General features: G+C 49.8%; 15 protein-coding genes. 6 read left to right on the forward strand and 9 right to left on the reverse strand.

Annotation, left to right across the window (positions count from 1 at the left end; genetic code table 11):
* The first annotated feature begins 95 nt into the window (after positions 1-95).
* Positions 96-3,524 (forward strand): VCBS repeat-containing protein, encoded by a 3,429-nt coding sequence (locus EXU85_RS06575; protein ID WP_142771309.1) that lies wholly within the window; start codon positions 96-98, stop codon positions 3,522-3,524.
* 107 nt (positions 3,525-3,631) lie between these two features.
* Here the strand turns inward: EXU85_RS06575 and EXU85_RS06580 are convergent, their stop codons facing one another.
* Complete coding sequence (locus EXU85_RS06580) at positions 3,632-4,711, reverse strand: dipeptidase (protein WP_142771310.1); 1,080 nt, start codon at positions 4,709-4,711, stop codon at positions 3,632-3,634.
* A gap of 57 nt (positions 4,712-4,768) precedes the next feature.
* The gene (locus tag EXU85_RS06585; protein ID WP_142771311.1) at positions 4,769-5,761 is read right to left on the reverse strand and encodes a 3-hydroxyacyl-CoA dehydrogenase family protein; all 993 of its coding nucleotides are present in this window, start codon (positions 5,759-5,761) and stop codon (positions 4,769-4,771) included.
* A gap of 207 nt (positions 5,762-5,968) precedes the next feature.
* Here EXU85_RS06585 and EXU85_RS06590 point away from each other — a divergent pair, with 207 nt between their 5' ends.
* From EXU85_RS06590 to EXU85_RS06605, 4 genes are all read left to right on the forward strand, one after another.
* Positions 5,969-6,175: a DUF4287 domain-containing protein gene (locus EXU85_RS06590; protein ID WP_142771312.1), complete on the forward strand. Its 207-nt coding sequence runs from the start codon at positions 5,969-5,971 to the stop codon at positions 6,173-6,175.
* A gap of 80 nt (positions 6,176-6,255) precedes the next feature.
* Positions 6,256-6,732 carry an SgcJ/EcaC family oxidoreductase gene (locus EXU85_RS06595; protein ID WP_142771313.1) on the forward strand — a complete coding sequence of 159 codons (477 nt, stop codon included), beginning with the start codon at positions 6,256-6,258 and terminating at the stop codon, positions 6,730-6,732.
* A gap of 178 nt (positions 6,733-6,910) precedes the next feature.
* Complete coding sequence (locus tag EXU85_RS06600) at positions 6,911-7,486, forward strand: cupin domain-containing protein (protein ID WP_142771314.1); 576 nt, start codon at positions 6,911-6,913, stop codon at positions 7,484-7,486.
* Between the two features lie 884 nt (positions 7,487-8,370).
* On the forward strand, positions 8,371-9,597 hold the full coding sequence (locus EXU85_RS06605) for an ABC transporter permease (RefSeq protein WP_142771315.1): 1,227 nt from the start codon (positions 8,371-8,373) through the stop codon (positions 9,595-9,597).
* Positions 9,598-9,668: 71 nt separating this feature from the next.
* On the opposite strand, the gene EXU85_RS06610 is transcribed toward EXU85_RS06605, so the two are convergent.
* Complete coding sequence (locus EXU85_RS06610; protein WP_142771316.1) at positions 9,669-11,816, reverse strand: TIM-barrel domain-containing protein; 2,148 nt, start codon at positions 11,814-11,816, stop codon at positions 9,669-9,671.
* 204 nt (positions 11,817-12,020) lie between these two features.
* On the opposite strand from EXU85_RS06610, the gene EXU85_RS06615 reads away from it, so the two are divergent.
* On the forward strand, positions 12,021-12,821 hold the full coding sequence (locus EXU85_RS06615; protein WP_142771317.1) for a GntR family transcriptional regulator: 801 nt from the start codon (positions 12,021-12,023) through the stop codon (positions 12,819-12,821).
* On the opposite strand, the gene EXU85_RS06620 is transcribed toward EXU85_RS06615, so the two are convergent.
* The 6 genes from EXU85_RS06620 to EXU85_RS06645 form a co-directional block, all read right to left on the reverse strand.
* Positions 12,811-13,509 (reverse strand): GDSL-type esterase/lipase family protein, encoded by a 699-nt coding sequence (locus EXU85_RS06620; RefSeq protein ID WP_142771318.1) that lies wholly within the window; start codon positions 13,507-13,509, stop codon positions 12,811-12,813. The two genes, EXU85_RS06615 and EXU85_RS06620, sit on opposite strands and share 11 nt — an antisense overlap.
* A gap of 111 nt (positions 13,510-13,620) precedes the next feature.
* Positions 13,621-14,547, reverse strand: a complete 927-nt coding sequence (locus EXU85_RS06625; RefSeq protein ID WP_142771319.1) for an alpha/beta hydrolase — start codon at positions 14,545-14,547, stop codon at positions 13,621-13,623.
* A 7-nt stretch (positions 14,548-14,554) separates the two neighbouring features.
* Positions 14,555-17,293 carry a glycosyl hydrolase gene (locus EXU85_RS06630; RefSeq protein ID WP_142771320.1) on the reverse strand — a complete coding sequence of 913 codons (2,739 nt, stop codon included), beginning with the start codon at positions 17,291-17,293 and terminating at the stop codon, positions 14,555-14,557.
* A gap of 193 nt (positions 17,294-17,486) precedes the next feature.
* Entirely contained in the window at positions 17,487-20,024 is a 2,538-nt protein-coding gene (locus EXU85_RS06635) for a hypothetical protein (protein ID WP_142771321.1), read from the reverse strand.
* 233 nt (positions 20,025-20,257) lie between these two features.
* A complete protein-coding gene (locus EXU85_RS06640) occupies positions 20,258-21,694 on the reverse strand; it encodes a RagB/SusD family nutrient uptake outer membrane protein (RefSeq protein ID WP_142771322.1) in 1,437 nt (478 codons plus the stop codon).
* 144 nt (positions 21,695-21,838) lie between these two features.
* Positions 21,839-25,039 (reverse strand): TonB-dependent receptor, encoded by a 3,201-nt coding sequence (locus EXU85_RS06645; RefSeq protein ID WP_142771323.1) that lies wholly within the window; start codon positions 25,037-25,039, stop codon positions 21,839-21,841.
* Between the last annotated feature and the right edge of the window lie 10 nt (positions 25,040-25,049).

The raw sequence follows: 25,049 nt of genomic DNA on the forward strand, positions 1-25,049 counted from the left end.
AACACAGAGAAACGGAGAACAACACGGAGAGTACGGAGAAAAATCTCTGTTATCTCCGTGTTGTTCTCCGTTTCTCTGTGTTTAACTTTCATGCCATGAAGCTACTTACGTTCTGTCTACTAGTGTTGCTGTTCGCGTCCTGCCACAATCAGGATACGCTGTTTGAGAAATTACCTTCTTCCCAAACCAACATTACGTTTAAAAACATGCTGGAGGAGTCGCCCGATTTCAACGTGCTGAAATATGGGTATTTTTACAACGGCGGGGGCGTAGCAGCGGGTGATTTCAATAACGACGGCCTGACGGATTTGTACTTCACCGGCAACCTAAACGCCAATAAACTCTACCTGAACAAAACCGAACCCGGTTCAGGAAAATTAACCTTCGACGATATTACCGACAAGGCAGGCGTTGGTGCCGCTGATGGTTGGAACACCGGTGTATCGGTCGTAGACATTAACGCCGATGGCTGGCTCGATCTATATGTGTGCCGCTCGGCAGCAACCGATGTCAGGCTACGCCGTAATTTACTCTTCATCAACAACAAGAATTTAACCTTCTCGGAGAAAGCCGCCGAGTATGGTCTCGATGATCCAGCTTACTCAACGCAGGCCGCTTTCTTCGACTACGACCGGGATGGCGATCTGGACTGTTTTCTGCTGAATCATTCGGTGCAGGAATATGCGGGTTTCAGCCGGATGATCAGTGATTACAAACAACAGACGAACCCCAATTACTCCAGCAAACTGTACCGCAACGACCGAAATGCGGGTGGCAAATTCGTTGACGTATCCGCTGCTTCGGGCATGGTATCCAACGTCCTGAGCTTTGGCCTCGGCGTAGCCGTAACCGATTTTAATAACGATGGCTGGCTCGACTTCTACGTGTCGAACGACTACAACGAAAACGATTATCTCTACATAAACCAAAAAGACGGCCAGTTTAAAGAAGTCGTGCGGGATGCAATGGGCCACACATCACTCTATTCGATGGGCTCCGATGCCGCCGATGTGAACAACGATGGCCGGATCGATCTGCTCACGCTCGACATGCTTCCCGAGGGCAACGAGCGCATTAAATTAACCTCCGGCGACGATAATTACGATAAATATGCCCAATTGCTGCGAGCTGGTTTCCACCATCAAACTATGCGCAATATGCTGCAATTGAATGTGGGGGAGGAGGAAGGAGGAAAGGGAGTAGGGGGAGGAAAGGGACGAGAGGAAAAAAAGAGTGGAAATAGCAACATGTCTCCAGTCTCCCTTTCCTCCCCTTCCTCCTCTCCTCCCTCCCTCCCCATTTTTAGCGAAATTGGGCAGTTGGCGGGTGTTTCGAATACCGACTGGAGTTGGGCTGGGTTGTTTGCTGATTTTGATAACGACGGCTGGAAAGATCTGTTTGTGAGCAATGGGTATGCTCGGGATTACACGAATATGGAGTTCCTGAAGTTTACGGTGGATGAGCAATTGAAGTCTCGCCAAACGGGAGCACAAACGAATCCGATGGAGGTTATCGCCAAAATGCCGAGTATCGACGCTCCGGATTATATCTTCCGAAATCGGTCTGGCGAGCCTGACAAGCAGTTAACGTTTACGAATGAAACAAAAGCCTGGGGATTCAACGAACCGTCGCAATCGAACGGGGCGATTTATGCCGATCTGGACAACGATGGTGATTTGGATCTGGTGGTCAATAACATCAACGCCGAAGCCACTATTTACGAAAATCACGCGGATACCCAGGGCCAGAATCATCACCTTATTCTTCAGCTAAAAAGTCCGAACCCGGCGCAGTTGATGGGTGCTCGGGCAACCGTCTGGGCAGGGGGGAAAATGCAGGTGCAGGAGTTCATGCCGGTGCGGGGGTTTCAGTCGTCCATCTATGCGCCCTTGCTGTTTGGGTTGGGAAAAATTACGACGATAGATTCGGTATGGGTTCGTTGGGCAGATGGGAAAACGCAGCTAGTTCGTCCGACCCAGCTAGCCGAACCGATCACAATTACGTATGCGCCAACGGGCGAAATGCCCCTGTCTGCACTGCCCAAGGCCTTCTGGCAGGCAGATCATGAACTCGCGATAACGCACCAGCAGGAATACATCAATGATTTTAAAATTCAACCCTTACTGCCGTATATGCTTTCGCCGACGGGCCCTTATTTTGCGGTTGGTGATGCGAATGGCGATGGTCAGAGTGATGTATTTGTGGGTGGCGGACGTGGCCAGGGCGGTCAGGTTCTCCTTGCCGGACCTGGTGGGTTTGTGCCGATGCCGCAACCGGCGCTACTTGCCGATCGGGCTTATGAAGATACTGGCGCTGAATGGTTTGATGCCGATGGTGACCACGATCTGGATTTGGTGGTAAGTAGCGCTGGCTATGAACTTCCCGTTGACGATGCCCGCTTACAGACGCGCTTGTACCTGAATGATGGCAAGGGTCATTTAACGAAAGCCAGTACGTTTCCTGATGTGCGGGTGAGTGCGTCCTGCGTTCGTTCGGCCGATATTGACGGCGATGGGGATCGGGATTTGTTCATTGGCGCGCGGGTCGTTCCGGGTCGCTATCCCGAAACACCTGTCAGTCATTTGCTGGTGAATGATGGGAAAGGTCATTTTTCAGAAGGCCCAAGCCTACAACCCGCTCTGGCTAAACTGGGAATGGTAACCGATGCCGCCTTTGCTGACATCAACCGAGACAAACGTCCTGAATTACTCGTAGCGACCGATTTTGGCCCTATTCAGGGATTCACCTTTCAGAGTGGGAAACTACAGCCCCTTGCCGATTTGCTGCCTGCCACGACCGGTTGCTGGAATCGCCTGCTGGTTCAGGATGTTGATAACGATGGTAATCCAGATATTATAGCAGCCAACGCCGGGCTAAATAGTCAGCTTCAGGCGTCACCCAATCGACCCTTAACCCTGTATGGCATCAAGAATGTAGCGGGGTCGTTGCTCCCAATTCTGGCCGGTTATGATCGAACCGGTCGCGCCAGTGGAGAGCCGCATCCATTCAACGCCCGCGACGAAATGCTCGATCAGGTCGTGAGTTTACGAAAGAAATTCACGAATTATACAAGCTATTCAAAAGCCACAATAACCGACTTGTTTGAGCCAGAGGAGTTAAGCCGGGCGCAGAAACTTGACGCTACGACGCTGCAAACGGTGCTGTTTCAACATGGCGGAGGGCCAACCCCTAAATTTACGATGCAGCCGCTTCCCATAGAAGCACAGATGGCCCCTGCTTATGCGCTGGCCGTTATTGATGTCAATCACGATGGTTTACCGGATTTGATGATCGGTGGAAATCGGGAATACAACCGGGTTCGCTTAGGCAAGGAAGACGCCAACCGGGGGCAACTGTTTCTGAATAAAGGGAAAGGCCAGTTTGCCTACGTGCCAATGGCGCAGTCAGGCTTATTGTGGGATGGCGACGTTCGGGATCTGGCCACAGTACAAGTTGCCGGGCGTACGGAATTACTGGTGGGTGCGACCGGGAAAGCGGTACGCACGTTTAGGTTGACGAAGTAGGAGAGAGGGATTCTGTAGATTCTGCTTTGGATCTTGTTGATTCCCCGTTCCCCGTTCTCACTCGGCAAGCCAAGCAAGAACGGGGGAACGGGAAACTCGTAACGCCCTTACGTCCACGCGTTGCGCAGGAAGCGGAGCCAGTTTTTATGAAATATATTTTCGATATCCTCGGTCGAGTACCCTCGTTTGGTCAGTAAACCGCTGAGATTTTGTAAGTCGGCAATCGTGTCCAGATCACTGGGCGATTGCTCGGTGCCGTAGGTACCATCGAGGTCGCTGCCAATGGCAATATGCTGGCTGTTGCCTGTGAGTTGGCAGATGTGGTCGTAGTGGTCAATAATGGTTTCGAGACTGATTCCGAACTCGGTCGGGTTACTAACCCGTTGGGTAAAACCGGGCTTCATCATCCAGGCGTCGAAGCAGCCGCCAATAACGCCACCACGCTCCGTTATCTGCCTGATCTGATCGTCGGTGAGCTGGCGCTGGTGGGGCACCAGAGCGCGGCAGTTATGGTGGCTGGCCCAGACCGGACGTTTGTACAGCGACATTGCTTCGGTAAACCCCTCGTCGGTCAGGTGCGTAACGTCCAGAATAATACCCAGACGATCCATTTCTTGTACCAACTCGCGCCCTTCGGCTGTTAAGGGGCCACTTAAGCCGGTGCCAGGCGCGTACCGTCCCGTGCTGTAATGAGCGGGTCCAAGAGCCCGCAACCCATAGGCGTACGCTTTCTCCAGATACGATAGATTAACCAGCGAGTCGGCTCCTTCCAGACTAAGAATGTAGCCGATGGGCTTCTGTTCATTCGGTATGGTTTCATCGAGCCAGAGTGTGAGGTGGTTTTCCAGACTGGTCCGGTCCAGAATCTGAACCATCTCCCCATCATCACACATGGCTTCGTACCACGCCCGTTGCGCCTGCGTCATGGCCCAGGCTTGCGCTGGGGAGTTCCAACCGGCACCAGGCAGGTTGCCGTTACTTTGGTTAAAGCGGGCAATCTGCGTGGCCACCACGAGGCCGATATGTCCCCGCCGAAGGTCAGGTAGAGAGACGGTACCTTTTGCACGGTCAATCTTATCGGTCATACCTGTTTCTTCCTGACGGATTTGATGGGCCGAAAGTCGATAATCGCGATTCCATTCAATGGCGTTCAGCGCCATGTCGAGGTGGGCATCAATAATCAACATTGGTTAGTAAGTTATTGGGTTAGTAAGTTGTTGGTCTGTCTACCGCGCTATTCGCTACTAACCATCGTCTTTTGCCAGTTTCTTTTTCACTACATCGGCCGGGTATTTCAGGGCCAGCCGCCGAATATCGTAGCTGAACTCTTCATAGGTTTCTTTCCAGAGTTTGGCTTCTTCGGGCGTGTAATCATAAAAACCCTGTGCGTTCAGAACGCCTTTACCACCCGCCTGTACAATATCGTCGATCAGTTTAGGTACTTCCGTCTGGTTGCTCAGGGTTGGGAATAAATCCTTCATGACGGTATGGTACGCCGGTACGCCTGTCAGGTCCATCCAGCGAAACACACCCACCAGCGTCATCCAGTAACCCGCATTATTCCGGCAGGCCCGATCCACATCTTCAACGGTTGCATACCCATTTTCGACCAGGTTGAAGGCTTCCCGATACATAGCGTACATCAGTCGGTTGGTAATAAATCCCCGGATGTCTTTACGAACCAGCGTCGGTTCTTTTCCCCACAGATGCGATAGCGCATAGAGCCACTCAGCGGTGGATACATCGGTCAGGTCGCCACAGATAACTTCCAGAAAACGTGTGGTGTGTGAGGGCTCTGACCAGTGCAAGCCCACGAAGCGGGCAGGCAGTCGAACTTCGCGCTGGAGCAGGCTAATCGGGATGGCTGAGGTGTTGCTGGTAATGATGGCATCGTCGGCCACAACGGCTTCTATTTTCTCGTAGACCGATTTTTTTATCGCAATATTTTCAAGCGTACACTCCATCACGACTTTACTATCGTTCAGCAGTCCGTAGTCCTCCGTGATCGTCAGTTGTTCCAGATACGACTCGGGGCTTTTCGTAAATAACCCTTCCTGATAGGCTTTCGCCAGATGCTCCCGGATGCGGGGTTCGGCCGTTTCCATATCGGCCGGGAGAGGGGCAACCGCTACCACTGGATGACCCGCTATTAATAGACACGTAGTAATGCTACAGCCCATTAGCCCCAAGCCAACTACGCCCACGGGTATTGTTTCTGGATTTATTGGTTGGTTCATTACGAGAATTGAGTCAAATAGGTTGACTGACAGGGACTTGTTTTGACTTGCTTATGGACAGATGAAATAGACGCCTGATACTGCCCGTCAATCGGGCAAGTATACGGGATAAATCTAAACAAAAGAAGGTATGAACGGGAAGAATCTGCCTATTGTGGTAACTGAAAGGTTACTTATATTTATGGACGTTTAACTATAGCATGAGCCATGTCATTTCAAGCGTATATCGATAATATCAGGGCGAAGACCGGCAAAGGGCCGGACGATTTTAAACAACTGGCCGACGAAAAAGGCTTACTCAAACCGGGTACTAAAGCCGGCGTCATTTTAGCCTGGCTGAAAGACGATTTTGATCTGGGGCACGGGCATTCCATGGCCATTTACAAGCTCTTTAAAGATGATGGTCTACTATAGGCCTGTTTTATAGACTAGTTGAGTACAGATAAGTGAGCGGCCTCATTCATTCCGCTACTAAAATTATACCTTATTTTATCATGAAAAATATAATACTGGCCCTAATCGCCCTTTCGAGCTTATTCGCTCACTCAACAATTGCCCAAAAGGACAACCAGACATCAGTCCAAGAAGCCATCAAATCAGTCATTACCAACTATGAACAGGCTTGGAACCGCCACGATGCTAAAGCATTAGCCGAGCAATACCATACGGATGCCACATGGGTCAACTGGTTTGGTGCCTATTACAAGGGCCGAGCTGAGATTGAGAAGCACTATCAAACCACCCATACGACCTATTTCAAATCGACTCAGTTTACCACCCGTTCCATTGAGGATATAACCTTCCTCAAACCGGATATGGCCCTGGTTCATGTCCGCACGGATCTAAGTGGAGATGAACGCTATCCGGGCCAGACTTTCCGGTTTCGACGAACGATCTTATTAACCAATAAAGAGGGCAGTTGGCGCATATTAGCAGGCCAAAACGCTAAGCTTAATGAAGGGATAGACTAAGCTTTACCAAGTAAGCGAAATGCACGTAACGATTAACTTTACTGCCACTTATATAACTACTTATATAACTACTTATATAACTATTATTGACCGCTGGCTAAACAACTTGTCAACGGTGTTGCAACTAGTAGTTCATTCGTAGGAATGACACAATTTTGATACTATAGCCTGAATTAATATGCAACGGAATAGCTTCCTGAAAGCTGGTTTGGCAACAGCTGCCTTTCTGGCTTCTCCTTTCTTGTGGGCAGCAGACGCCCTAAAAAAATACCGCGTTGACAAAGGGTTTAAAGTCGATGCGGGGAAGGACCGATTTAATCATGCCATTTCCCTTTTTGATGGCGATACCTTTATGACCAAGGTATCTACTAAAGACACTAATGGGGATCTGTATGTATATGAATCCAGTCGTGTTAAAGAAGGAGGACCCGCTCTTCACACCCACTTTGATCAGGATGAAATGTGGTATGTGCTGGAAGGAGAATTTTTAATTAAGGTGGGGGATGTCATCCACCAGGCGAAGGCGGGTGATAGTGTGTTTGGCCCGCGAAACGTACCGCATTGTTTTGCCAAAATAGGCACGGGTGATGGCCGTTTATTAATGACGTTCCAGCCCGCGGGTAAAATGGAAGCGTTTTTCCAAAAGGTAAGCGAAGGAGCGCTCAAAACGATGAGCGAAGCCGAACAGGACAAGTTTCGGGAGGAGCATGGCTTTAAACGAGTAGGTCCTCCCATCAATCAGTTAAAAAAGTAGCGTTGATGGCAAGTAAGGCTAACTACTTGTACTTTATTTATTGACCTCTTTTGCGACCCTCTACGGAATTCTATTTTCATTTCCTTTATATAAGTTAAGTGTAGGTCTTGTAGTGCGGTATCAGTTTACTTCTAGTCGGCTATCACCCTTCGCTGAAGTAGCCTACCAATTTGGCAAACCAACTCCTGCGATCAGGGAAGCGATTTTCTTTACTCCAGGCATCAATTTTAGGCTACTCCCCCATATACGGTTGGAGGCCAGCTATGGGTTTGTTCCTTTTCCTATTAACGAACGAAGAATTGGCCAACCTCAAATCGGGGCTACCATCTTATTGGGCACTTACCGTTGATAGGCAAATAGTTAAAAATCACCTCGCTCGCATGGACACTATATCAATCAATGGCGGTTGCCCACAAGTTTCTACTGGAGTAGCCGGATTCTTATAACGAATCCATACCGAAGCTGGAAGTTTGAGGGTATTAAAATCGTTATAAGGAGCGGGGAGGCTTGTTGTACGGGCCATGTAGAGTGCTTCTGTTTCAGGCTGAATTGTGTAACCACCATCACAAACGTACCCAATGGGTTCGTAAGTAAGAACAGTCGCTTTTACCTCTAGGGGCTTGACTAGTATAACAACCGAGTAAGCTAAGTAAGAGAAAAACAACCAGTTGCTTCATCAGAGTCATAGTTTACGATAAGACTCAGATGGCTAAAAAACCGTTGTAACGGCTTCCCTATTGTTGTATAAAGCCACAATGTGTTCGGGTTGGGCCAGATAGTTCTGCACAAATTCGCGCAGGTACACACCCGCTTATCACATAAGCGTTCCATTCAGTCGGTAAAGCGCCTTACTTTGAGCTTTCTACACTAGCATTGGATCGGTCATGGGTAAGAAAATCCTGGTTTCGTTTGTAACGGCTCTACAAAATATTCGGACTCGTTTCTTCCACACTGTTTTGTCGATACTGGGTATTGTCATTGGCGTGGCCGCGCTGGTGGCTATGCTCTCGTTAATTGATGGGATGGAGCAATATGCCCAGGAACAGATCACGAAAACAACCTCCCTGAAAGCCATTCTGATCCAGCCCAATCTCTACAAATCCGTGAATGAGGTAGGTGTGAAGAAACAGGACTACAACTATTTGACCTACGATTCATTTGTGAAGCTACGGGCAAGCCTGACAAAATCGGCAAAGGGCTATCTCTATAGTCGGCAAAACGACGAAATTACGGCCAAAGCAACCAATCTGTCTGTTGGTACAATCGTTACGGGCATGAACCTCCCAATTCACCCGGACATACAACTGCTATACGGCACTGCCTTTAGCGAAACCGACCTGAAAAACAGGCGTGCCGTTGCGTTTGTCAACCAACGATTGGCGAAACAACTCGTGGGCAAGAAGCCAGAGAAAACGGCTATCAATCAACAGATTGTGTATAAAGGCACTACGCTGACCGTGATCGGGATTTCGGCTGATAAAGATGCCAAAGTTGGTCAGTTGATGATGCCCATTACCCTATTTCCTGACAGTGTTCTAAAGGCTACTCCACCCATGGGTATCATTGAGGCCGAGAATGTAGAAGAAGTCCCTGAACTGAAAAAGCAGATCGAGGGCTGGTTGACCACGAATATGAGCACCAAACTGGCCGATTTTTCAATCATCACCAATGAGCAACGGGTGAGTCAGGTAGCCAAAGGCTTTCTCCTGTTTCGCCTGATCATGGGGATGATTGTGGGCATTTCGGTATTAGTCGGTGGAATTGGTGTGATGAACGTACTGCTGATTTCCGTGACGGAGCGGACGGTCGAGATTGGTGTTCGAAAAGCTCTTGGGGCGAAACGGCAGGATATTTTATGGCAGTTTCTGTCTGAATCCATCACCATTTCCACCTTTGGTAGTCTGCTTGGGCTGGCACTGGGACTCCTAAGCACAATGGCTTTCGTGCCCATTGTAAAAGCGCTCACGGATGTGCCGTTTCAGATGGCCTACACCTGGAACACGTTTATCATCATCATGGTCATTGCCATGTTAATCGGTGTCATTTTCGGGACCTACCCCGCCATGCGAGCCGCCCGCCTTGACCCCGTTGAAGCCATTCGACGCGAGTAATGGCCCTTTTGTTGACCGTAGTAACTCGATTGAAACACGGACTGAAACTTATAGGTACACGAAATCTTACACTAACGTGTCATAAACTCCCAGGTGGCACTGGTGTAGTGAAAGCCAGCGTCTTTGGGCGCAAGCCAACTACCGGTTAGCTGACCTTTTTTGTTCTTTTTGACGTCCAGCCGGGTCCAGGTATACTTGCCTTTTTCATAGTCGAAGGTAATGCCATCGTCATCATAGAGGTTCCAACTGGACTCTGTAATGCCGTAATACCGAATTTGTAACGGCAGTTTTTCACTCTCTCCCGGTGTATGCAGCAGGGGCGGAATCATGGGAATGATGCCCCCTTCTTTTACGTATACGGGAATGGCTGACAGGCCTGGTTTGATCTCGATCACTTCGCCTTTGCCCGCCAATTTTCCGGTGTAAAAATCGTACCAGTTGCCAGGTGGTAGCACCACTTTTCGGCTTGTTTCGCCCGCGAACAGGGGCGCTACCAGCAAGTAATCGCCAACCATGAACTGATCCTTGATATCCTGTTTCACCGCCATCGCGTAGGGATTATCCGTCGAATTCAGTTGCGCGGCTGTAGTCTTCTCATCGAACGAAAAACCATCGACCAGATTCATAGCCCGAATTGGCGGTTTGCCTTCGAAATGATATTGGGCGAAGGTTGTGTAGAGATAGGGTAGCAACTGCATCCGTAACTGCATCACCGATTTTACGTCTTCGGCTACGTCGGGGAAGGTCCAGGGCTTGGTACCATCGGCCCAGGCGTTGAGCATCGCCATAGGCGAAAAACAAACCGTCTGCATCCGACGCAGCCATTCTTCCGGAGTTTTGGACGTACGCGCTTCGGGTGTCCAGAGTACGCCCGCAAAACTGCTGGTGCACAGGGCCGTAATGAAATCGCGGTGATCATAGTAATCATTGTAAATCACGTAGGGTAAGGCGCTAGCTCCCGCATTGGAGCCGCGTACCAGACCATAGGTTCGCTGGTTCTTTTCCCGAAACCAGCCGTCGGTCATTTTCTGAAATTGCAGCCCATAAATCTGCCGCATCTGCTCGGAACCGATGCCTGACGGAAATTTGGCTACGTCGGGCCACAACCAGTTATCATAGCCATCTACTTCATCAACCTTATAACCAGACACGCCGATGGACAAGTGCTGTTTCGAAAATAAGTCCTTATACAACTGCCGGGCGGGAGCCAGATTGAAATCGGGAACCCGGCCAACCCAAACCGTGTGCGAACCGGTGTACGGCAACACGTCCTTGAAAATGGGTGAATGCGATGAGACGTATGGGTTGATCCACAGATTAGACCGGATATTCTTCGTCGCTAACTGCTTCAAAAACTGGTCGGGGTGGGGGAATCGTGTGCTGTCCCAAACGAAACTGTTTGGGTAAGAATGAGACTGCCAGCCCGGTTCCAGTCCGACAAAACTCAGCGGGTACCCTTTGGCTTCAAACTCGGCGACTTCGTTCAGAATCTGTTTGTCGGTAAACAGCGTGGGTGTTCGATGCGTGAAACCCAGCCCCCATTTAGGTGGCAATGTGCCCCCACCGCAGTAAAGATTGTAGCGCTGCACAACTTCCATTGGCGTACGTCCTGCAAAAATATAAACCTCCGTACCAGCCGCTGGAATCACCATTTCTACGGCATCCGAATACGGCTGTGCATTCCAGTTTCGCTGGCTATTGCGGTTCATTTCGGGCGGTGAATTTTTGCCTTCGGCTAACACGCCCGTACCCGCATAAACCGTGATGTAACGGGCGGAGTTGATGAGTACCCCGTAACCCAGGCTGGACACATAAAACGGAACAGGTGCGTGCGTTCGGCCGTTGTCTTTTCCGTTGTAGTGATCCACGTGTAGCGTCTTGATGGTGCCCCGTTGTTGAACGCTTTTAAAGTTCAAGCCGAATCCGAAGAGCTGTTCGTCTTTCTGGAGGGGAAATCGTACTAACGTTTTGCCGTCATTTTTTTCATGCACGCTCGCACTCAGTTGTGTAGGAAATGCGCGCTCGCCCAGCTTTTGCAAACCATCCAGCCGGGGTTTTACTTCTGCAACGGCCAGGGGTGTAATGCCATCCGGACTTCCCACCACCGATTTCCACACACCGGGCGCCAGTTGCTGCCACTGAAATGCGGTTTGCTGGCCAAAACCAGCGGTAAATACGAATAGACTGACTGCGAAAAACAGAAAGAAACGACGATTCATGGTTTAAGAAAAATAGCGGCCAGGATAAAGCTGCAACTGTAAGCTACAAAACATGCCCTGGCTTCTGCTCTACTGATTCGATTTAATCCTGAACAGGAAGATGTATATTTACAAGCCTTGTATACGTATTGGTAAGATTACTGGAAGTTATACGTAACGGGCTATCACACCGAGTGTTAACTGCTTATAGGTCTATTAAACTGGATGGAAAAGGAAGGCACAACTGCTCAGCTAGCCGCAGGTAAGGCGAAATTTATCGCGCTTAGTGAAAGCATTATTGAAAAAATAAAAACTGGGGAGTTACTACCAGGTGATCAGATACCTTCTGAAAATGAACTGATTAAAACCTTCAAAATCAGCAACACAACGGCCCGGAAAACGCTCCTCGAAATTGAATCCAAAGGCTGGGCTCGTCGCATAAAAGGTAAAGGAACTTATGTGCTAAATCGTACAGAAGATCACCACTTGCTTCGTACCCTTGGGTCCATATACGCCACTCGGCGCGGCTTTCACGATAGCCTGATTGCTGAAGGGTTTACCCCGAAAAACATTGTTCTGGAGAAAACGATTTTGCAGGATGGTATCTCGTCGGAGATCAACGGGCGGCATTTTATTATAGAAGGCCCTGCCTTGAAACTTCACCAGCTCCGTTACGCCGATGAGTTGCTGATTAAAGATGAGGTCAAGTACATTTCCCTGACCCTCTGCCCAAAAATCAACAAAATACCGACTGAGGTTTCGTATTTTAAAGTCTACGAGACTAATTACCACCTGAAAATTAATGAAGTTCAGCAGACGTTGGGCGTAAAAATTCTGGAACCCAACACCACCAATTTTGACCTCAATAAACCAACGCCGGTTTTCTTGCTGGATAGCGCCGTGATCTGCAACGGCGATAAAGTTGTTGAAATTGAACAATCGTATTACCACGGCGACAAGTACAAGTTTGCCGTTATTGCGAGTCCCGAATACGATTATCGACCGCCCAGCCCCATTACTTCGTAAACCACTTCAGAATCTCGTCGGCAATGATCTCGTGACCTGCTTTGTTGGGGTGGTTCACGTGCGACATGTAGTTGGTCAACTCACCCCGTTTCGCAATCTGCTTAAACCGGGGATAAGGGTCGGCTAAGCCAATGTGATACTGTTCGGCCAGTTGATGGATCTGTTGCACATGGGGCTCCAGTGGATTTTGGGCATCCAGAATATTCAGGCGTTGATCGGGGGAGGGGGTTAGTAAAATAACCGGTATGTTATGGGCCAGCGCCGATTGTATCATACTCGACCAGGCTTCTTTCACTTTGCCAATATCCGAAAACCGGTCGTTCAGAGCGTAATCGATAAACAACACATCGGGTTTATGGACGAGCACATCCTGCTCAAAGCGCGTTTGGCCTTTGATGGCATTCTCTCCGCCAATAGCTGTAACAATCACATTGATAACGGCATACGGATACTGTTTTTTCAGTTTGGCCAGCAGCAGATTCGGATATGATTCCAGCGTATGGACTTCATGATCATGCCAGAAACCCGCCGGTACCGAATGCCCATGAAACACAAGATTAATGGTTCGGTTTTTCGGCCATTGTATGGTGAGTTCCTGTTTGATGTTGGCTAAATAGGTTACTGAATCGGCCTGCTGGGCATTTGCCCCCAACGATAAGGCCAGAAATAAGAGGATAAGTAGCTTCATTTGTCTATGATTTAAACGCAAAGGGCGTAAGGGTTTTACAGAGAATGCTTCGATACTAACCTTTTGCGCTCTTTGCGAAAGCCTTTGCGTCTTTGCGTTAAAAAAACAATTTCATTTTTGGTTTGCACCAAGATACTTCTCAAACCAATCGGCCAATACGCCCAAATCCGATTCCCAGGTTTCATCCCAGCCGTGAGCACCACCCTGGTGGATGATCAACTGAGCGGGTACACCCGCTTTCTTAAGTTGGGCAATGAACCGTTCTGATTGTTCAAGGGGTATAAGTGGGTCTACCGTTCCGTGCAGCACCAGCGTTGGCGGATCATCATTAGAAATCGCGTTATACGGTGAAAGTTTCTGCATGATAATTAACTTCTCCGCCCGCGATTTGCCGTCAACCCCAAACTGCGGCCAGAACCGCCGTACGGTGTCGCATTCGACAAAGAGCCTTCCAGCGTGTCCAAAATTAACCAAATCGGCAGGCGGGAAGAAACAGGCTACCGCTTGTACCCGACTGGAAATCCGATCAACAGAATCGGCAAGATTCGCCGTTTGAAGCGTGTCTGATGGAACAGCTCGACCTACACCCGTTCCTATTGATAGAGAAATATGGCCGCCAGAACTCATGCCTGATATCCCCAATCGGTTTGGATTAACGTTGTATTCGGCAGCATGGAATCGAATGAATCGTACGGCCCGGTGTGCATCCTGAATAACTTCATTGACCTGGAATTTCGGTGCCGATCCATGAATGACCAGAAATACGGTTTGGCCCCGATCGGTGAAATAATGGAAGTGTTTTCGTCGCTTTTCAATCATACTGATGTCGGAGTGCCAGCCACCACTGAGTACGAAAATGACGCCAATGCCGTTGGGTTTAGCAGGCTTCAGCACATCCATCGTCAGCGCTGTGCCAAACTTATGGCCATAAATAACATCCCGAATGTGGGTTGGGTCATCAGCAATCACCTGGCTCGACTGCCCCAATGAAACCGTCGAAATCAACACTAGCAGCAGATACCACACATGCTTTTTCATCGCCCTGTCAATTCGTGGTTTTTGTCGTTGCAATCGTAACGGGTCCCAGCAAACCTGACTTAATCAAGGGTAATTTCTCCCACGGAACCAGGTTTTTGTTGGCTTTGGTAATATTCGTTTTGGTGTATTTTTCGCCCGTTATGGCATCACCCGTTAAGCGATTCGACCAGGTATTCGCCACGTCGATGCGAAGCGTATTGGCCCCCGGTTTGATGACATTGGTGACGTCGAAGCGGTAAGGAGGTGTCCAGACAATACCTAATGGCTTGTTATTTAACCAGACCTCGCCCACGTTCGTCAGTTCTCCCAAATCAAGATAGACCCGATCTTTGGGCGTACCAGAAACCGGTTTGTATTGAAAACCCTTGTGATAAGTAGCCGTTCCGGAGAAATACCGAATGCCTTTTTGATCCGATTCCGTCCAGGAAATCAGGTTGGGAAAGGTAGCCGATTCGGGCGCTCCCCAATTGGTTGGAAACGTGAGCTTCCAGGGCCCATCCAGACGCATGACGGGCTTCAGGGTTTCGGGAGCGACAAAGCCAGCAGCGGTCTTAGGGGCTGACAATGGCTTGCCGAATACTACAAAATAGGCACCGTAAGGCGGTAGCGAAATCGGTATCTGAATGCGACCATTCTCCTGTTTAACCTTGGTTATTGATAATACGTCGCCCGAAATAGGATCCCAGATTTCAGGCGTTTTCCCCTGTTGACGGAACTGGCAGGTTTTTGACACCCACTGACTGGTGGTGTTTCGAATGAGGTAAAAATCCAGGCCATCGCGCTGATAATGAATATAGTCCAGTGGTGTAAACCGCTGATCGGCTTTCTGATCAGGGTAGCTGAAGTCGGGGGAAATGCGTAGAGCCGTTAGGGCTGGCAACGCTGGTTGTTGATCGACCAGTTTGGCTCCCTGTGCGGCCAGTTTTTTTAGTTTGGCGCGGGCTTCGGCGGGTATCCGTCCCTCGTTGCCAATGCTCAATACCTTATAACGACCAACGCCCGGCAAGACCCATTCGCCCTTTTCGACGGTTAAATCCCGTAGCAGAACTTCCGTATTAATTACTTCGTAATCATAACCTGGCCCGACTACAAACCGGGTGTTTTTAGGTGGAATCAGGTTCGGCACATTGTCACCGTAATAGTGAAGCACATCGGCCACAAAATCAGCTTTTTGCAGGATGTATGAAATGCGGCCGAGGTAGTCATTAAAGGGCTTGACTTTAGGCCACCAGGTATTCCGGTCGTTATAATGCGTACCGGCAAAATATGCGATGCCGGGGTGCCCCATCTCGGTCGGGTTGTGCGGAAATCCGTGAATAACCAGTCGGTTCATACCTTCGCAGAACGCCCGGTCGGCGAGGGGTTTCAAATCCGACGGGCCTTCCTGCCAATCCCAGTAGCTGGTAAATGACTCTTCTTCGACTAGCCCACGCTTGTAAATGTGCGAAGCGGCTGCAATCTCTTTCACTAGATAAATCATGTCGACCAGACTGTCTTTGTCGTTTTCCAGAAAGAACGTGCGGTTGTACCAATATTCCCCGCGCGGCACGTCCAACGAACCCAGCGCCTTCAGCGTTTCGACCGGAATGTGGTGCAGATGGCCCGGCCCACCCGATTCAGAAATGATCTGCAATCCGTAGCTGTTGCAGATTTCCTTCGCCTTTCGGTAATGGTTGTTAATCATCAACTCAGACAGGGTTTTGTCGAAGTCAAATTGAAAGCTTTTGGCGAGTTCCGGTTGATACTGTTCCGGGTTGTAAATGGCGGGTAGAAATTTATAGAGATCGTAGCCGTGCAGTTTTTTGAACGCAGCGGGTAGGGTAGGCGTCCAGGTAAATTCTTTGGCTTCGTAGCTGGCCAGGTACAAATTTTTGAGCGCACTTTTTCGAAAATCGCCGATGTGCGGTTTCAGTCGGTCAATGAAATACATGACGTGCATACGCGTGGCCGTCGAATCAAAATGGTCGATGATGGGGCCGACCGAATTAGGCGTTGGTCGAATCAATTGCTCGCCCGAATTGGAGCAGATATAGCGGTAAACGTCCCATTCTCCCGCTGGTGCCTTCCAGGTTAATTCTTCTTTTTTTGAGTCAAAAAAGGCCGATACATTGATGACTTTGGTGGTATCGAGCTGCGCTTGTTGATCCGCCGGAAGGGCAATAACGGCCACTTCTTCATGGTAAGCCGGTTTTCCATCCGGGCCGTAGGCAATAGGGCGCGCCTTTCCCTGCTTATCGGGCGGAATTGTTGGAAACGGTAGCCGAACGGTCGATTGGCTGGAACCATTGACCGTCACTTTAGAGAAATAAAGTGTTTTGGCCGCGTGCTGTGGTTTTACCCAGCTTCCTCCGGCATTCCAGCTACTGGCTAAATTCAGGCCTACTTCCAGCCCTAGTTTGCCCGCTTCCCGAATAGCCATATGAATCGTTTTTACGGACGCATCGCTCATGAAGGCTGGGCCTGCTGGAATAATCTGATTGGGATCGCTGGCGGGTGGCAGTCCGATTTCAAAAATATCGACTCCGCCTAATCCAGCATTTTTGATAGACCTCAATTCTTCCTTCAACCGAACGGTATCGACATAGCCATTCAGCCACCACCAATACACTTTGGGGCGGGCGTGGATGGGTGGATTTTTGAACCCTTCTTGTAGGGTTATGTAGGTGTCGGTCTCAGGCTTCGTGTTCTGAAACGAAACCATAGCGACCGCTAGCCCAAGCCCGATCAGGGAGGAAATGAGTTTCATAAGGAAAGAGGTTAAGGGTAGGAGTTTAACCGCAAAGGGCGCAAAGGTTTCGCAAAGAGGGTTTCGTTGTAGTGCTGTCAGATGCTTACATCTGACATGAAAGGTTTCTCAAAACCTATCGGTTTGAACAGTAGGTTTTGAGAAACCTATCGTGTCGGTTTTGAGAAACCGACATCACACTACAACACCACAGCTACCAAAACGCCACTAAATCGCCAGTCACGTTTTCAACTACGTAGTGTTTGCCGTACTTTTTATCGCCTAGTTTGAAGGCTGTTTGCCCTTTTTTCCACGGATAGCTCGTGTTCGAGTAAACGTTCAGTCCTTGTTCTGTAACGTCATCATCGGGATAAATACGAACCGTTGCGTTTTTCAAGCCCATCAGGCGGATGCACCGCTTCATGTGTTTCACGCCCGAGGTCATTTCCTGGCAGGACACAATACCATCCGCCTGATCAATGAAAACGCGGCTTTCCCGATGCCAGGCTTTGGGCATCGAATAGACCGAGTGCCCATTGGCCAACTCGGTTTCGTAACCCGTCAGAATGGGCGCGCCCTGGGGTAATTTGAACCGATGCGTGATGGTTGTATTGGGGCAATAGCCTGAGAAGAAAAAGCCATTACTGCCTCGGGAAATGGTTAGTACCGGGTTCTTTACCGACGGGTTTCGCTTATCGATTCGGTAGTCCAGGCCAAACTGATTCAGGACATAACGCATCAAAAGTGGCCCTGTAAACAGTTGTTCGGGATCATCGGGAGTCAGGAGTTTGCCGCCCGTAAATTTGCTCGAATTGGTGCCGCGTACATAGGCCACTTTTCCGCCTTTCCATTCCGGCTTTTCGCGTACCCAAACTACGTCGCGTTCGTTACTGGCCTGTGTCATTTTTGCCAGCACTTTGGTACCCGCATCAGCCTTGTTCTTCACCTGTGTTGCAATGCCACCACCCGAAAACAGCGCGTTATGGATGATCTTAGTTGGGTATTTTTTCGTCAGCTCATCCAGCGTTATGGTTGAATTGACCTGAAATTCTCCGTCAATGGCAGTCGTATTCTGAAGATTTAGAAGATTCAGGAAGGCGGTTCCGGCATGGTCTGCTGGCCCGTAAACGAGGAGTTTGCCGCCAGTCTGCACAAAATCGATCAGCGTTTTTTCGAGCGACGACCCCGCTTCCGGCACGATGGAAATCAGAATTGACTCATTGAAATACGCCGGTTTTGCTGCTAGTACTTTCTGAAGCGAGCCCGTTGAGGTAATCGTATTCAGCGGGAAACCGTTGTTGATGGCCTGCCGGATGAGCCAATCACCGTAATAGATTTCCGGCAATCGGTCGGGTTGTTTGTAAGCCCAACTGTGGTACTCATCAAATGGATACACCCAAACCAGTGGCCCTGCTGCGGTTGGCGCATCGTAGCGGGCTTTCAGAATGTGGGGTGTTACTTCGTCCGGTACCTGAGCGGGCATTTCGCCGTAGGAATTGTCCGCTGTCAGGAAATTCAAGTGTGTTGGCAGCTTGATCTCGCCCTTTGCATTGATACGCGCTACTGCCATCGGTAAGTAAATATCGTGCGGCTCCTGCCCGTAACGATCCAGCCATGGACTATTCACCCACCAGGGGTCATGCGTGTAATAGCGGAACAGATAACGTTCATCAGGCAACTCGGCCATCCGCGACATATACCCAACCATTTCCAGACCGAAATCACCGTCCAGAGCCGCCCAGGGCGAATTGGGTGGAGGCAGCATGTTGTAATGGCCACCGTAAATCTGTTTCAGATCGACACCATCGCGGGCTAAATCTGCCCCTGTCGATAAGTTAGTTCCGCGCGTTTGAATCTGAAAAGCAGGGCACTCCTTGCGAAACAGATTCCAGAAACCAGCGATCAATTCTTTGGTGTTCGCTAGTTTTTCGGGTGCAAACGCCTTGCCGTTAAAGATAGCCCCGGTCGATGACCAGCCCTCAACCCCGAAACCAAACCCATTGCTGAGCCAGATATAATCGTAGCCTAAATCGGTGAGGAAATGCTGGCTTTGCCGCCCCAGAAATGTACCGAAGGGCGTATTCGCCGGAATGCCTTTTGGGAAACCGGCATAGGCCTCTGTATCGGCATTCAGGGTCGAATAACAACTGACCATAGTCTTGTGCCCCATGGCATTACCACCGAGAATTTCCGGGTGTTTTTTGTACTTGAACTCCGACTTGGCAAACTCCGGCCCCGGATCAAACGTAGCGCCAATCATGACGGGTTTGCCCGTAATGCGCTTGCCTGTTTCTTTCAGGGTCTGAATAATGAATTTCAAATCGCCGTAGGTGAAGGCGGGCGGGTTTTCGATGTACAGATAGGCCCGTTCGTGAAGGGATAACTCCTTCGGGCCGGAGCCCACCTCGTGTTCCGTGTTGGGGTTGCCGATGTAGCGAGCCCATTCCAGTGGCTGAGTTAGCTTGCCTTTGTAGTCCAGAATCTCCGATCCATCGGATGTCCAGAGCATCACCGAAACCGTGTCGGTATGTCGCAGCAATGATGACCATTGCGTAAACAACTCTGTAGCCACCTGTTGAATGTAGGCCTTGTCATTTTTCTTGAACGGCTTCAGCGACGCTTCCAGCGTGATGTTGTTGAAGTTCTTTCCCCGCAAGGTCGAGTTATCCAGATTGGGCGTGTCTACTGTGGTTGTAAAGCCCAGAATGACAATGCTTAACAGGCAGAGGGAGGTTAGGAGTCGGGTACGCATGGGTTGAAAAGTTTCACGTTCTCGCTTGGCTTCGCCGAGTGAGGGCTATTGTTTCAAGGGCCTCTGGCCCGTTTTTAACTTAAGTTGCTAGTCTCCGGCCAGAGGCCGTTAAAAAATAGCCCTCACTCGGCGAAGCCAAGCGAGAACGTGAAACTTTTATGATGATTATGATTTTATAAGATTTGAGGATCATATGGTTATCATAATCATCATAAAAATCAGCGTTCTATTTATCAATACCCCGTATTCTGCTTCAGCTTTGGATTCAAGTCGATCTCCGCCTGCGGAATCGGGAACAACAGCTCGAAATCCTGCACCGAAAAGTTAAGTTTCTGACTGGCATAATGTGCATTCAGTACGGTCTGGGCCCGCCCGGTTCTGACCAGATCGAACCACCGATGGCCTTCGTACAGTAATTCAACCCGTCGTTCACGTTCAATAGCTAATCGCAGATCCGCTTGTGAAAGGTCAGCTAAGGCGGGTAATTTAGCCCGTTGACGAACCTGATTGATGTAAGGCAGTGCATCCGTGGTTTTACCTTGCTCGTTCAGGACTTCGGCGTACATGAGTAATACGTCGGCAAACCGAAGAATGGTGAATGAAACACTGCCATCACTGGGATCAACGGCTTTAAAATCGACAAACTTCAAGCCGTAGCGACTGTATGATTTCTTGCCGCCAATCAACGTTACCGAATCGTTGACGGAGATAGATTTACGGGCATCACCGGTTTCGTAGGCTTTGATTACATCCAGCGTCGGCACAATACGGCCCGATCCCTGCGAATTGTTTGGGAAGATAGCCATGCTCGTGATCGCGGGTGTGAACAACGACGAGTAATTGTTGCCCAGGGTTTGCCCTGATAAATAGTCGATTTCCAGTAGAGTCTCGGCGAGATTCGTATTGCCATTGGTCGACAGTGTTTTATAGTCAGGCACTAACGAATACTGTTTGGAATCGATTACTTCTTTCAGCTTTGTAGCGGCCAGGTCGTAATTCTGCTGCGTCAGATAAACCTTGCCCAGCAGCGCTTTCACCGTCATCTGCGAAGCCTTGGTTTTATCCGTAACTACCGTAGCAGGCAAGAGCGTTTCGGCGCTGGTTAAATCGGCAAGGATCAATTTATAGGCTTCTTCTTTGGGCTTCAGTGTTAAATCGGCGGCCGATACCTGAGCCGGGCTGGTGAAGGTTTGGGTCGCAATCGGCACATTCCCGAACATACGAACCAGATAGAAATAACTGAACGCCCGCAAAAACTGCGCTTCGCCTTTGATTCGGTTCTTGGTGGTCTGGTCGAAGTTAACCGCATCGATCCGGTTCAGAATATTGCTGGACTGCGAGATGGTATACAAACAGGTATTCCAGGCCGATCTGGTAAAAGCGTTCGTTGCCGTTACTGCATTTTGATCCAGCTGCATCTCATCAGCCGAGGGCGACGACCACTGGATTTCGGTATTGTCGGTCGTCAATTCGCCAATGTAGTGAACGACGCTACCGCTGTACAAACCCCGAAAGGTGCTGTACACGCCAACTAAAGCCGTTTCAAAATCATTTTGATTCTGATAAAAACTCTGATCACTGATCTGGTAAGCCGGCTTCAGATTCAGAAAATCCTGGCAGGAGGTTAAGGTGGCCGTCAGAAAGAGTATGGCCAATAATTTCTTTTTCATGACAGTTAAAGGGGTTATGAATGGATAATGTAAAATGTATAATGAGTATGTATAATGCGAAATGATGCTCAGTAAGCTATTGGCTTTCAGTGGCTTGATATTCATTGTTCATTATACATTTTACATTAATCAATATTCATTAGTTTAGAAGGTCACACGCAGCCCCAGCGTATATGTCCGTGGGTTTGGATATGAGAAAAAGTCGACGCCACTTTTGGCCAGGTTATCGCCCCCGGTGCTGCCTTCTGGGTCATAGCCAGGATACTTGGTGAACGTGTACAGATTCGTGACATCAGCATAGACTGAAAGCGCCTGAAGTTTCAGCTTGCTGATTGTCGTTGCCGGGAAGGTGTAGGACAGATTCACATCCCGAATGCGGGTGAACGACCCGTCGAAGAGGTATTTGGTCGTACCGGCGCTGAAGCCAAAGGCGTAATCGTTCCGAATGGCCCGACTATATAAACCGGCCCCTGGACTTTCGGGCGATTTCCACCGGTCGGCCATGACTGCCAGCTGGTTTTGCACCCCGGCTCCGTTCAGGTTGACTTCGCCCCCCTGGAAATAAACCTGGTTGCCGTAAGTGCCGTTCAGGCTGACGCTCAGTGCGAAATTCTTGTAGCTGAACCGATTGCCTAATCCCCAGGTAAATTTGGGCCAGGGGTTTCCCACAATGGTTTTGTCCGATGTATTGATGGTGCCATTGCCATCTGCATCCTGGTACTTGTAGTCGCCGGGTTGAACACGCGGGTTCTGGATGGGGCTTTTACTGATTTCCTCCTGGGTCTGGAAAACGCCCAGAATGTTGAGAAGCCGGAAACTGGAAATTGGATAGCCAACCTGGGCTACCTGATAATCGGACGTAACAATCCGGGCCGCATCCGAATTGAGAGCCAGCACTTTATTCCGGTTCCAGCTAATGTTGAAGTCGGTGTTCCACTGGAAAGGACCTTTCCCGATGTTCTGCGAGTTGATCGTTAGCTCAAGGCCCTTGTTTTCAACCTCGCCAATGTTCTGAACCGAACTGCCGAAGCCAGATGCCGATGGGAGCGTTACGTTCAGCAACAGGTTCTTCTTGTAGGCCTGATAAGCATCGACCGTAAACGAGAGTCGATTACTAAACAGGGAAAGATCCACCCCTATATTCGATTGTACCGATTGTTCCCAGGTCAGTTGGTCGTTCGCTAAACTAGTCGGTACGATACCGGAAACGATCTGACCGTTCGATACCGTTCGGGCTACGCCCAGCAAACCCTGGGTGGCATAGTTTGGGATCAGGTTATTTCCCGAAACTCCGAAGCTAGCTCTGATTTTCAGGTCGCTGATAAAACTCGCCGATTTCATGAATGGCTCATCCGACAAACGATAAGCGGCTGACAGTGACGGAAACGTGCCCCAGCGATTCTTAGCCCCAAAGCGCGAACTGCCATCCTGTCGAATCGTGGCCGTTAGCAGATATTTGCCCGCATAGGTGTAGTTCACCCGCGCCAGCCACGACATGATGGCCCATTCGCTGATGTAATTCGTACCGGTCGAAACAGTACCAGCGGCCAGATAAGGCACATAATCCGTCGAAAAGCCCGTAGCGCCCGCCTGTAAAATCTCATCCGAATTTTTCTGGATCGTGTAGCCCACTAAGGCATCGATGTCGTGCTTACCGCCAAACTTATGCCGGTAATTGATCGTGTTTTCATTTAGCCAGTTCAGGCTTTTGATTTCGGTAGAAGCCGCCGTTGCAGCACCCGTGCGGCTGGTAGCCAGCCCAACCTTCGACGATTTCCACAACCGCGTGACGTTGTTCGAGTAATTCACGCCAACCGACGTTTTTAGAATCAGACCCGGAGCCAGTTCAAATTGCAGGTAGTTATTGGTGAATACATTGGTATTGTTGCGTTTGTCCGAAAATTCGGCCGCAATCACCAGTGGATTTTCGACCGGGATACCTGTTGGGCTGGAGAACTCGGAATAAGGCGTTCCATCAGGATTCGTCACCGGAATCGTTGGGTCGCTGGCCAGAGCCGCCGAGATTAAGCCCCGGTATTGCAGGTGACCTTCGGCTCGGGCAAAATCACCATAAGAGTGCGCGCCGGAAAATGAGGCTCCAATTTTCAGACGGGAGGTGAGTTGCGCGTCAATATTGGTGCGAAGCGTGAATTTACTGAAGTCAGAGCCAATGATGATCCCTTTCTGATTGAAAAAGCCGCCGGATACATAGTAGCTCACATCCTTGCTGGTCCCGCTAGCCGACAGCTGATAGTTCTGAACCATTCCTTTTCGGAAGATCACATCCTGCCAATCGGTGCCGTAGCCTGCATCGGCAAACTGGCCTGGATTTCGGAATTCGGGTTTCACCTGCGTAGCTGTACTGCGAACACTGTTGGGGTCAGAGGCTTTGCCACCCGCAAATACCCAGGCGTTGTCGCGCCCTTCGGCCACGAATTCGGCATACTGGCGGGGTGTCAGCAACTTCATTTTTCGGGCTAACTCCTGCACGCCTGTCGAGTGCTCGAAGCTAATGGTCGGCTTGCCCAATTTACCCCGTTTCGTGGTGATGATAATGACCCCGTTGGAACCCCGCGACCCATAGATAGCCGTTGCCGATGCATCTTTCAACACCTGAATCGATTCAATATCCGAGGGATTTATGATACTGAGCGGATTGATCCGGTTGGTGGAACTGCTACTGGCCAGACCGCTCGCTGAATATGAGTTCGACGCAAAGGTGCTCAGGTCAGAACCGCCACCACCCGTGCCAATCGCGTACCCATCCACCACATACAATGGCGAGTTGCCACCCGTAATGGAGCTAATCCCCCGAACAATCACGTTGACATTGCCACCTGGCGCGCCCGAGGTCTGGGTAATCTGTACACCAGCCACTTTTCCCTGCATCATCTGATCGACACTGGTTGCGGAGGGCACCGGCACCAGGTCTTTGCTGGTCAGGTTAACAATAGAGCCTGTTAGGTCTTTTTTGCGCTGGGTACCATAACCCACTACGACCACATCCTGCAATTGCTGCTGATCGGTTTTCAGGGCAATGTTGAAACTGGTCCTGTTCGCAACGGAAAGCTCCTGGGGCGCATACCCGATGAAGCTGATCACCAGCGTTGCATTCGATGCTACATTCAGCTTGAAATTCCCATTCACATCCGTCGTGGTGCCGTTTGTGGTTCCTTTCTCGGTAACCGTTGCGCCAACTAATGCTTCACCATCTTCAGAAGCCGTGATTTTGCCGCTCACCAACCCTTTGGTCGATTGGGCAGACACATCATGTACGATAGACAATACGCTTAACATGCTGCCAATCACAAGGAGTCGCAGCCGATAAAATAAAAAATAGTTCATGATTAATCGG

It is taken from the genome of Spirosoma sp. KCTC 42546 (assembly GCF_006965485.1).
Taxonomy (GTDB): Bacteria; Bacteroidota; Bacteroidia; order Cytophagales; family Spirosomataceae; genus Spirosoma.

Coding starts and splice junctions, on each gene's coding strand:
- EXU85_RS06580 (WP_142771310.1), bottom strand. CDS start 4,711: ATGTTGATTATTGATGCCCACCTCGACATGGCGCTGAACGCCATTGAA.
- EXU85_RS06575 (WP_142771309.1), top strand. CDS start 96: ATGAAGCTACTTACGTTCTGTCTACTAGTGTTGCTGTTCGCGTCCTGC.
- EXU85_RS06630 (WP_142771320.1), bottom strand. CDS start 17,293: ATGAAACTCATTTCCTCCCTGATCGGGCTTGGGCTAGCGGTCGCTATG.
- EXU85_RS06615 (WP_142771317.1), top strand. CDS start 12,021: ATGGAAAAGGAAGGCACAACTGCTCAGCTAGCCGCAGGTAAGGCGAAA.
- EXU85_RS06620 (WP_142771318.1), bottom strand. CDS start 13,509: ATGAAGCTACTTATCCTCTTATTTCTGGCCTTATCGTTGGGGGCAAAT.
- EXU85_RS06600 (WP_142771314.1), top strand. CDS start 6,911: ATGCAACGGAATAGCTTCCTGAAAGCTGGTTTGGCAACAGCTGCCTTT.
- EXU85_RS06595 (WP_142771313.1), top strand. CDS start 6,256: ATGAAAAATATAATACTGGCCCTAATCGCCCTTTCGAGCTTATTCGCT.
- EXU85_RS06610 (WP_142771316.1), bottom strand. CDS start 11,816: ATGAATCGTCGTTTCTTTCTGTTTTTCGCAGTCAGTCTATTCGTATTT.
- EXU85_RS06625 (WP_142771319.1), bottom strand. CDS start 14,547: ATGAAAAAGCATGTGTGGTATCTGCTGCTAGTGTTGATTTCGACGGTT.
- EXU85_RS06605 (WP_142771315.1), top strand. CDS start 8,371: ATGGGTAAGAAAATCCTGGTTTCGTTTGTAACGGCTCTACAAAATATT.
- EXU85_RS06640 (WP_142771322.1), bottom strand. CDS start 21,694: ATGAAAAAGAAATTATTGGCCATACTCTTTCTGACGGCCACCTTAACC.
- EXU85_RS06635 (WP_142771321.1), bottom strand. CDS start 20,024: ATGCGTACCCGACTCCTAACCTCCCTCTGCCTGTTAAGCATTGTCATT.
- EXU85_RS06590 (WP_142771312.1), top strand. CDS start 5,969: ATGTCATTTCAAGCGTATATCGATAATATCAGGGCGAAGACCGGCAAA.
- EXU85_RS06585 (WP_142771311.1), bottom strand. CDS start 5,761: ATGAACCAACCAATAAATCCAGAAACAATACCCGTGGGCGTAGTTGGC.
- EXU85_RS06645 (WP_142771323.1), bottom strand. CDS start 25,039: ATGAACTATTTTTTATTTTATCGGCTGCGACTCCTTGTGATTGGCAGC.